The organism is Kitasatospora sp. NPDC057738 (assembly GCF_042798815.1).
Classification (GTDB): Bacteria; Actinomycetota; Actinomycetes; order Streptomycetales; family Streptomycetaceae; genus Kitasatospora; species Kitasatospora lactacystinica.
The window spans coordinates 59,885-68,738 of record NZ_JBHVJT010000006.1; the positions used below are offsets into that span (position 1 = coordinate 59,885).

Genomic DNA, 8,854 nt, shown 5'->3' on the forward strand with positions numbered 1-8,854 from the left:
GGGTCGAACCTCGACCGGTCCGACCACTCCTGACGGACAGTCGGATCATCGAAGTGGATTCCGTGCGCCGGGCGGTCGTCGTCGCCGCCGTGGGCTACTCGGCGGCGCCGCGCAGCCGGCGCCAGGTGCGGCCGACGGCGGCGAGTCCGGTGCGTCCGTCGGCGGGTGCCCCGGACTCCCAGGTGCGGGCGGCCGCAGCGAGGGTCTCCACGGTCTCGGCCGGTGCCGCCGGTGCCGCCGGCGCGTGGGTGGTGCCGGTCCGGGCGGCGCGGGCGGCGCGCAGGAGGTCCGCCGGCCCGAGCGCGTCGAGCCTCGCCCGGGCGTGGTCGAGCAGGGCGGCGCAGGCGTCGGCGATCGCGGCCTCACCGAGTGGGCGGGCGGGCAGATCGAGGCCCTCGGCCAACTGCCCTTCCAGGGCGGTGCGCAGGTCCTGCACGGAGAGGTCGCGGACGGTCAGCGACAGGTGGGCGGACAGCCCCCCGGCGCCGACCGCCCGGTGCGCGAAGCCGCGCGGGATGTAGAGCACGCCGCCGGGTTCGAGCACGCCGTGCAGGCGCAGCGGGGAGCGCTCGTCCTCCGGGAGCTCGCCGAGCCGCCAGTCCGCCGCCGTCGGCGCGTCGTGGACGTACCAGGTCTTGCGCCCGGCGGCCTGGAGGACGAACACGTCGGCGTCGTCGCGGTGCACCGCGAGGCCCTGGCCGCCGGCCGGGGTGACGAAGAAGAAGGCCTCCACCCGCCGGTCGAGCTCCTCGGACAGCCGGGCCACCAGCTCGCCGGTCGGGCGGTGCCACTGGTCGACGCAGCGCAGCAGCAGTGTCGCCCCGCGGTGCAGCTGGGCGAGCACCTTCGCGCGGTCCGCGAAGCCGTGGTGCGTCGTGCCGTTGACGGTGCGCGAGGTGGTGAAGGCCTCGGGCGGGATGGTCACCTTGTCGGAGCGGACCATCTCCAGGTAGGGCGTGCGCAGCAGCCCGCCGTCGAAGGCGGCGTCCAGTTCGTCGAGGTCGAACGGCGCGGCCGGGGCCCCCGGGGCCTCCGGGGCCTTCCGGGGGAAGAGCGCGGGCTCGCGCTGCCACTGGCGGGCGGCGAAGCCGTCGACGTCGCCGACCCAGTCGGCCAGAGTGGGCGATTCCATGGTGTGTCCCGTGGTGTCAGGGGTGTTCGGTGGCGCCGGGATGCCGGGATGCCGGGATGCCGGGGCGTCAGGCTTCGACCCGCGCCTCGAACCGTACGGAGAGCAGGGAGCGCAGCGGCACCTGCGCGTCCTGCTGCGGGCTGCGGACGACCAGCCGGTTGTCCAGGGCCGCGGTCAGCAGCTGCTCGGCCAGCGGCACGATCAGGTGCTTGGCCCAGCAGCGGGCGCCGTCGAAGCCGAAGGGCATGAACCCGGGCGTCTTCTCCGGGTCCGTGACGCCGTCCCAGCGCCCGGGGCGGAACTCCAGCGGGTCGGACCAGTAGTCCGGGTGGCGGTGCATCAGCAGCGGGAAGAGCGCGACGTCGTCCTCGGGCCGGATCTCGGGGTGGAGTTCGGTGTACGCCGCGCCGCCGTTGCGGTACAGCATCCAGGCGGGCGGCAGCAGGCGCAGCGTCTCCCAGAGGACATCGGTGAGGTCGGCGCGGTGCTCCGGCCGTTCCCGTTCCGGGCCCATCAGCCACAGGGCGTTGCCGGTCAGCGCGGCCACGCCGTCGCAGAGGGTGGCCGTCGCCCGCCGGTACATCGCGACGGCCTGCTTGCGCTCCAGCGGGTCGTCGGCGTCGCGGATCAGCCCGGCGAGTGCGGTGCGGCCGTCCTGGTCTGCGGAGCCGGGCCAGCGGGTCACGGCGCGGTCGGCGAGCCGGGAGAGGGTGTCGGAGCGGGTGACGCCGCGCTTCCACAGCAGCGAGACCGGCAGCGGGTCGGCGGAGAACAGCCAGCGGCGCAGGTAGGAGGTGCCGGCGTAGGGCCAGGAGCCGGACATGCCGCGCGCCGGCGGCGGGGGCTTGCGGATGCCCGCCATGGCGTCCTGCCCCAGTGCGCGGATGGTGCGCGTCGCGCTGTCGTGGGGGATGTCGGAGCCGGCGGCGGGCTTGTAGACCGAGCGCTCGTTGGAAAGGACGGGGCGGGCCGCGACGATTTCGGCCATCAGCCGGGAGTCCGAGACGCCGACCTTCGCCGGGTCGATCCGGAACACCTTCTCGTCCCTGGCCAGCAGCTCCTGAATCCTCGGGGCGAACACGATGGAATGGCTGCGCGCGGTTGCCGTCGCCATTTCTTCCACGGGAATCCGGCCTCCAATGCGAAATGGCTGGTCAGTGCGTTCGGTACGGCGCGCGGGGGAATCCCGGACGCGCCGTGGCGCCGGCGGGGGCACGGCCGACCCGGGCCCCCGCCAGCGGCTGGCCACGTTAGATAACGTGCAGCACCCACGCGTGGTTCGCGAGGTCGTCGTTCTTCTTGAACTTCTTGACGAGCGCCTTGACCATCTTCATGACTAACTCTCCATTCCGGGGATTGGCGGGTACGGCGAGAATGCCGCACCCGAGCCGTCAGAAATATTCGGCATTCCGTTGCCGGAGGCCGAACCGGTTGATCTGTTCATGGACACTAACCGAAACTTCGCCGTCCGGACACCCCCTCGACAGAGGAATATGCGATCTCTTACGGGGTGTTGACGATCTATTCGATGGTCGAATCGTTATAACCCGTGGATATTCGCGGCGGGGGAGGGGGAGGGGACGGGAACGCGGAAGGGCCCCGCGAAGCCGCGGGGCCCTTCCGTGCGTACGGTGCGCGCGTACGGTGCGTACGGCGCCTGTGACGCGGTCGGTCAGTTGTAGGTCGTGGTGACGGTCGCGCCGCCGAAGCCCTGCTGGGCGTAGAGGCTGAAGAAGACGTAACCGGCCGGCGGGTTGGTGATGGTCAGGGTCTCACCGTTGCCACTGGTGGTGGACTTGGCCGTGTAGGAGCCGGTGGTGGCCCAGGAGCCGGCGTTGTAGTAGAGGTCGGCGTTGCCGGTGCCCCCGCTGGTGGTGATGGTCAGCTGCTTCACGCCGGCCGGCAGGTTCAGGAAGCTGTAGCTGTAGTTCCCGGTGGTGGCGGCCACGTTGTCGCGGCGGCAGTTCTTGTCGAACTGCCGGGCGTCGGCGGCGGTGCACAGGGGGGCCTGGTTGGTGGGCAGCGAGCCGCAGTTGTCGGCGCCGCACTGCTTGAGCCAGGTGGCGAAGTCGGCGTCGTACGAGGTGCCGATGGTGGTCTTCAGCAGGGTGCGGGCGCCGTTCCAGTCGCCGGCGCGGTACTTGGCGAGCAGCGCGTCGACGTCCTGCGGGTGCGACTGGAGCATGTAGCGGACGGCCAGGTAGCCCCAGTTGTAGACGCGGGTGGAGTCCGCGTTGTCGTAGGTGCTGTCGAACAGGGTGCTCAGGGTGTAGGTGCCCTTGGCGGCCTGGGCGACCGCGGCGTCGTAGTGCTCGCCGCGGTAGCTGTAGGAGACGTACTCGGCGAGGCCCTCGACCCACCAGATGGTCGGGGTGGTCATGCCGGCCTCGAAGTCGCCGTACATGTCGTAGCGGCCGTCGAGGTAGTGGGTGTACTCGTGGTTGAGGTTCCAGATCTGGAACTGGGGGCGCAGCCAGGAGGCCTCGTGGGCGATGAAGCGGGCCTGGTTGCCGGCCTTGGCCGGGTCGCCCTCCTCGTACATGCCGCCGTTGTCGACCTCGATCTTGTACATCTCCCAGGCGTACAGGCTGTAGTTGTAGTAGTCGTCGAAGGCGACGACCTCGAGGTTGGTGTTGTTGTCGTTGGCGACCGGGCCGCCGTCCTTGACGACCTTGTGGAAGAACGCGTCCTGGTTGATCAGGCTGGTGCAGGTGTCGGCGAGCTGCTGCGCGGTCATGTCCTGGGCGCGGATGCGCAGGTTGGCGTTGCAGGTGTGGTCGACGGTGAGGACCAGCGGGACCAGCTTGGCCGGGACGTCACAGGTGCCGTAGAGGGAACAGTTGCCCTCGTCCTTCTTCTCCGCGAACCAGAGCAGGTTCATGGTGAGCGGACCGGTGTTGCCGACCAGCGGGTAGCGGTTGATCAGGTCCTTGAGGATCGGCCGGCCCTGGGCGCGCAGCGCGTCGTTGGCCACCAGGTTGCCGAGCTGGATGCCGATCTTGGTGACCAGGTCGCCGCCGTTGATCAGGCTGCTGTTGCGGGTCACGAAGGACGCCGCGGTGGTGGCGAAGGACGGGTCGGCCTGGAGGGCGGAGACGAACTCCGGCAGGTCGAAGCCGCGCTCGATGACGGTCTCGGTGTTGGCGACGGCGCTGGTCATCGCGGCGGGCCAGCTGCCGGTGTAGTCGTTCAGCAGCCGCTTGACGACGCCGGTGTAGCGGGCGTTCTCCTGGGCGCTGTCGATCAGGGTGACGGCCTCGGCGAGGGTGGCGCCGTTGGCGTCGGTGGCGTCCTTGCTGTGCGGGGCGGCGTAGAAGGCGTCCAGCGCGCCGCGGATGGCGCTCTTGAGGCCGTCGCCGTACGGGCCCACGACGTCCTTGTTGTTCCACTGCACGTAGTAGCCGGCCCGCAGGAAGAGCACCAGCTGCCCGGCGGAGGTGGAGTTGTCGCCGGGGTAGGTGGCGGCGGTGTCGCGCAGGGCGTTGGCGACGGTGACCATCTGGGCCTCGTTGAAGGCGCCCTTGGCGTCGTTGCCGGTGACCTGGAACAGCGTGTTGACGCAGTCCAGGCCGGACGACTTGACCTGCTGGACCAGCGCGGCACCGGACTTGCCGGTGAAGGCGGAGACGTCGCAGGCGGCCGCGGCCGAGAACTGACGGGCCGACTTGGCGGCGCCGACGGAGCTGCCCGCCGTCGGGGCGGTGGCCTTGGCCCGCGGGTCCGAGGCGAGCGGGCGGGCGTCCTCGGGGGTGTCCGGGGACTTGGGCACGGGGATCGTGCGCGGCGCGGCCTTCCCGGCCGAGGCGGCGGGTGCGGCCGGGGCGGCCGGGCTCCCGGCCGGCGCGGAGCCGGGGGTGCCGGCGGCCTGGGCGGCCGGCGCGAACAGGCCGAGCGAGAGGAGAAGGGCGGTGCCGAGCGCGGGCAGTCTGCGCGCGGCGTCCTTCGCTATCGAGGAGGGACGCATCTGTGGGGGCCTCCGGGGCCGTTGAGGGTGGGGGAGCCGTGCTGCGTGGGGCGCACGGGCCTTGCTGTGTGACATGTAAAATGGCACAACGGAGAACGCGGAGGGAAGCCCCGGGAAAGGATTGCCGGGCGGCGAGACCGAAACGTTGTCAGGTCCGCCCCGCGTGCCGGGTCCGTGGAGGTTCCGGACCCGACCGGGAGTCACGCGCGGGCCGGGGACCGTACGGGCGTCAGGCCCGCATCACCCGCCGGGTGCCCGGTGCCGCCACCGCCCCGCCGCGGTCACCCACCCCTTTCCGGCCGGCGCGCCGAACGGCGGCCATTGTGCCCGACGGGGTGTGAGGAATAAGCAGGAGCCCATGCTTCGTTCTTGCAACTGATACGCAATAGTGTTGTCCCGGCACGATCACCACCGTTCAACCCGCCGAAAGGGGCCGTGTCCTGATGGGCACCTACACGCTTCCCGACCTGCCGTACGACTACTCCGCGCTGGAGCGGGCGATGTCGGCCGAGATCCTGGAGCTGCACCACTCCAAGCACCACGCCGCGTACGTCAAGGGCGCCAACGACACCCTCGACCAGCTGGCCGAGGCCCGCGACAAGGAGCAGTTCGGCGGCCTGGTCGGCCTGCAGAAGACCTTCGCGTTCCACCTGTCGGGCCACGTGCTGCACTCGCTGTTCTGGCAGAACCTCTCGCCCGAGGGCGGCGAGCGCCCCGAGGGCGAGCTGGCCGACGCCATCACCGAGCACTTCGGCAGCTTCGAGGCCTTCAAGAAGCAGCTCACCACCGCCACCACCGGCGTGCAGGGCTCCGGCTGGGGCATCCTGTCCTGGGAACCGCTCGGTCAGCGCCTGATCGTCGAGCAGGTCTACGACCACCACGGCAACGTCGGCCAGAACACCACCCCGCTGCTCGCCTTCGACGCCTGGGAGCACGCCTACTACCTGCAGTACCGCAACGTCCGCCCGGACTACGTCACCCGCCTGTGGGACGTCGTCAACTGGCAGGACGTCTCGGACCGCTTCGCGGCCGTCAAGAGCGCCTGACCCGCAGCGGGTGAGGGAAGACCCCGGACCGGTCGGGCGGTCCGGGGCCTTCCCCTTGCGCCCCAAGGGGCCGCCCGTCCGGGCGGGTTGCCGTCGGACACGGCCGACGGACCGATGGATGCACCCATCCGCTCGCTCGATTCAACCCGCCGTTCGCCCACGGGTCGCATACGGTCCGTATGCTCGGGCCACTGTCGGTGACCGGCGGTCGACGGCCGCCCGGCCCGTCCGCTCCTGAGCGAAAGGCCGTGCGATGGCCCCCCGTCTCTCCCTCGTCGTCCCGATCTACAACGTCGAGCGCTACCTCGGGGAGTGCCTGGACTCGATCGCGGCCCAGACGTTCGAGGACTTCGAGTGCGTCCTGGTCGACGACGGCTCGACCGACGACGGCCCCGTCATCGCCAAGGAGTACGCCGAACGGGACCCGCGCTTCCGACTGGTCCAGCAGCGCAACCAGGGCCTCGGCGCCGCCCGCAACACCGGCTGGCGCCACCTCACCCCCGGCACCGAGTACCTGGCCTTCGTCGACAGCGACGACACCCTGCCGCCGCACGCCTACCAGCTGATGATCGGCACCCTCGACGAGACCGGCTCCGACTTCGCCGCCGGCAACGCGCTGCGCCTGCGCACCACCGGCCTCAGCCCCTCGCACGGCCACCGCCGCCCGTTCCGCGAGACCCGGCTGCGCACCCACGTCGGCGAACTGCCCGCGCTCGTCACCGACCGCACCGCCTGGAACAAGGTCTACCGGCGCACCTTCTTCGACGGCGCCGGCCTGCTCTACCCCGAGGGCATCCTGTACGAGGACGCCCCGGTCAGCGTGCCCCACCACTTCCTCGCCGAACGCGTCGACGTGCTCGCCGACCCGATCTACCACTGGCGGGTGCGCGAGGACGGCGACCTCTCCATCACCCAGAAGAAGACCGACCCGCGCGGCCTGGTCGACCGCGTCCGCTCGATGGAACTCGTCCGCGAATGGCTGCTCGCCCGCCCCGAGCCGGCCTTCGCCGACCACCTGCGCGCCTACGACCGCAACTGCCTGGTCGAGGAGATCCCGATGTTCTTCTGGACCGTCCCGGACGGCGACCGCGCCTACCGCGCCGCCTACCAGCAGCACGTCACCCGCCTCCTGCGGGCCATCGGCCCCGAGGCGCAGAGCGGCCTCAGCCCCCAGCTCCGCCTCAAGTACCGCCTCACCCAGGCCGACTCCATGCCCGCCTTCGTCGCCGTCCAGCGCGCCCACCGCCTCGCCCGCCGCACCCGCCAGGCCATCCGCCGGGGCTGACCGGGACGTCGTTGCGGGATCATGGTCCTGTTCGGGGGCGGTTCCACGACGTTCTGAGGTGCGGGGCACATGGGTGTGACGGCAGGGATTCTGAGTGCGTTCCCCGAATCACTGAAGGGGGCGGTCGGCCTGACCCCGGAGCAGATCTCGCTGATCGAGGAGGATCAGGGAGTCGCCCTCCCCGAGGACTACCGGGAGTTCCTGGCACTCGCCGGCGGCGGCGGGTTCTCCGCGCTGCGGGGGGAGACGTACGCGTTCCCGGAGATCCTGGGGATCAAGGATCACGCCCGGGAGATCCTGGAGGAGTCGGCTCCCGGGCAGTCGCTCGACGGCTGCGTCGTGTTCATGGCCCATCAGGGGTACATCTACTCCTTCATCGGCCCGGCGGAGAAGGGCGGGAAGACCTACGAGGTCGCCGAGGGCCACGACGGAGTGCACGAAGGCGCGGCCTCCTTCGCGTCGTTCATCCACGGAACGCTGCGTGCCTTGTACAAGTGACCCGTCCGAGCCGCCCAACTGTCGTCGCGCAGGACAGCAGTGCCCAAGACCCCCTGTCACATCGTCCCGTCGCCCCGGATGCCGTGCACGATGCGCTGGGCGGTGGCGTAGCCGTTCGCAATGGTCTCCGGAACCCACTCCACGCCGTCCCACCGCAGAATCAGACGAGGTGCGGACGGGTCGACGTGCGAGGCGACTTGTCGGCCGTCCAGTCGGACCGCCTTCAGCTCGCCGACCGGACGGCGGAGAGCCTCCCGGCAGGCAGCCCACAACTCCAGCGGCTCGTCCCACTCTCCCACGAATCACTCCAGTGCTGAGGCACGCTCATCCAGGTCCTTGACGCCGCCTCCCACACGGGGCTGCGGATCGTTCCTTGCTTCTTGAGGCGGGCGACGAGCTTCACCCGCAGACCCTCGGAGGTCATGTGCGTCCCCGGATCCTCCAGCGTCGGAACGTTGGAGGAGTACGTCTTGGTGCCGCCAGGCCAGTCGCAGGAGCGTCGCGCCGGCGGGCTGCATCGGCTCGGAGCAGGCGAGGCGATCCGCCTGATCCGCGGTGAAGGGAATGCCGGTTGAGCGTCCCGTGGCGACTTCCAGCCCGATTCGGTGGCCTTCGTCGTTGGTGGAGAGGATCCGCTGGAACATCTCGTCGAACAGCTCGGCGTCGAAGACGGCCACGGTGAGCATGTCGGTCACGTAGGTCAGCGGATCCATTCCGAGGCCCAGTCAGAACACGTGAAAGGCTGTCCTCGCGCGCAGCACCGAGTCTCTTGTGGAGCGGCCAAGAGCCGTAGTCGATGGGTGCCTTGCCACTCCCGTCCAGGAGGGCATCCGGCGCGGGGGGGGGGGGAGGTAGGAGCAAGAGGGTCGAAGGGGGTGGGTTGTGTCGGGGCCCACGCTAGGAGGAGGGGAGAAGGGGGGAGGGGGCCC

General features: G+C 70.7%; 8 protein-coding genes. 3 read left to right on the forward strand and 5 right to left on the reverse strand.

Annotated elements, in window-relative coordinates; translation table 11 throughout:
• Positions 1-94: 94 nt before the first annotated feature.
• The 3 genes from ACFVGO_RS04975 to ACFVGO_RS04985 all read right to left on the reverse strand — a co-directional run bounded on the left by ACFVGO_RS04975 (position 95) and on the right by ACFVGO_RS04985 (position 5,096).
• Positions 95-1,132, reverse strand: a complete 1,038-nt coding sequence (locus ACFVGO_RS04975) for a JmjC domain-containing protein (protein WP_380630884.1) — start codon at positions 1,130-1,132, stop codon at positions 95-97.
• A gap of 67 nt (positions 1,133-1,199) precedes the next feature.
• Entirely contained in the window at positions 1,200-2,246 is a 1,047-nt protein-coding gene (locus ACFVGO_RS04980; protein ID WP_359898772.1) for a cytochrome P450, read from the reverse strand.
• Between the two features lie 558 nt (positions 2,247-2,804).
• A complete protein-coding gene (locus ACFVGO_RS04985) occupies positions 2,805-5,096 on the reverse strand; it encodes a M9 family metallopeptidase (RefSeq protein ID WP_359898770.1) in 2,292 nt (763 codons plus the stop codon).
• 443 nt (positions 5,097-5,539) lie between these two features.
• Here ACFVGO_RS04985 and ACFVGO_RS04990 point away from each other — a divergent pair, with 443 nt between their 5' ends.
• The 3 genes from ACFVGO_RS04990 to ACFVGO_RS05000 all read left to right on the forward strand — a co-directional run bounded on the left by ACFVGO_RS04990 (position 5,540) and on the right by ACFVGO_RS05000 (position 7,925).
• On the forward strand, positions 5,540-6,142 hold the full coding sequence (locus ACFVGO_RS04990) for a superoxide dismutase (protein WP_380349579.1): 603 nt from the start codon (positions 5,540-5,542) through the stop codon (positions 6,140-6,142).
• Positions 6,143-6,395: 253 nt separating this feature from the next.
• Positions 6,396-7,427, forward strand: a complete 1,032-nt coding sequence (locus ACFVGO_RS04995) for a glycosyltransferase family 2 protein (RefSeq protein WP_380630885.1) — start codon at positions 6,396-6,398, stop codon at positions 7,425-7,427.
• A 69-nt stretch (positions 7,428-7,496) separates the two neighbouring features.
• The gene (locus ACFVGO_RS05000) at positions 7,497-7,925 is read left to right on the forward strand and encodes an SMI1/KNR4 family protein (protein WP_359898764.1); all 429 of its coding nucleotides are present in this window, start codon (positions 7,497-7,499) and stop codon (positions 7,923-7,925) included.
• 56 nt (positions 7,926-7,981) lie between these two features.
• Here the strand turns inward: ACFVGO_RS05000 and ACFVGO_RS05005 are convergent, their stop codons facing one another.
• Together ACFVGO_RS05005 and ACFVGO_RS05010 are read right to left on the reverse strand one after the other, a co-directional pair.
• Positions 7,982-8,224: a DUF6087 family protein gene (locus tag ACFVGO_RS05005; protein WP_359898762.1), complete on the reverse strand. Its 243-nt coding sequence runs from the start codon at positions 8,222-8,224 to the stop codon at positions 7,982-7,984.
• 3 nt (positions 8,225-8,227) lie between these two features.
• Entirely contained in the window at positions 8,228-8,620 is a 393-nt protein-coding gene (locus ACFVGO_RS05010; protein ID WP_380349588.1) for a hypothetical protein, read from the reverse strand.
• Positions 8,621-8,854 lie beyond the last annotated feature (234 nt).

Excerpts from the sequence above, each read along its gene's own strand:
- ACFVGO_RS04975 (WP_380630884.1), bottom strand. The coding sequence starts at position 1,132 with ATGGAATCGCCCACTCTGGCCGACTGGGTCGGCGACGTCGACGGCTTC.
- ACFVGO_RS04980 (WP_359898772.1), bottom strand. The coding sequence starts at position 2,246 with ATGGCGACGGCAACCGCGCGCAGCCATTCCATCGTGTTCGCCCCGAGG.
- ACFVGO_RS04985 (WP_359898770.1), bottom strand. The coding sequence starts at position 5,096 with ATGCGTCCCTCCTCGATAGCGAAGGACGCCGCGCGCAGACTGCCCGCG.
- ACFVGO_RS04990 (WP_380349579.1), top strand. The coding sequence starts at position 5,540 with ATGGGCACCTACACGCTTCCCGACCTGCCGTACGACTACTCCGCGCTG.
- ACFVGO_RS04995 (WP_380630885.1), top strand. The coding sequence starts at position 6,396 with ATGGCCCCCCGTCTCTCCCTCGTCGTCCCGATCTACAACGTCGAGCGC.
- ACFVGO_RS05000 (WP_359898764.1), top strand. The coding sequence starts at position 7,497 with ATGGGTGTGACGGCAGGGATTCTGAGTGCGTTCCCCGAATCACTGAAG.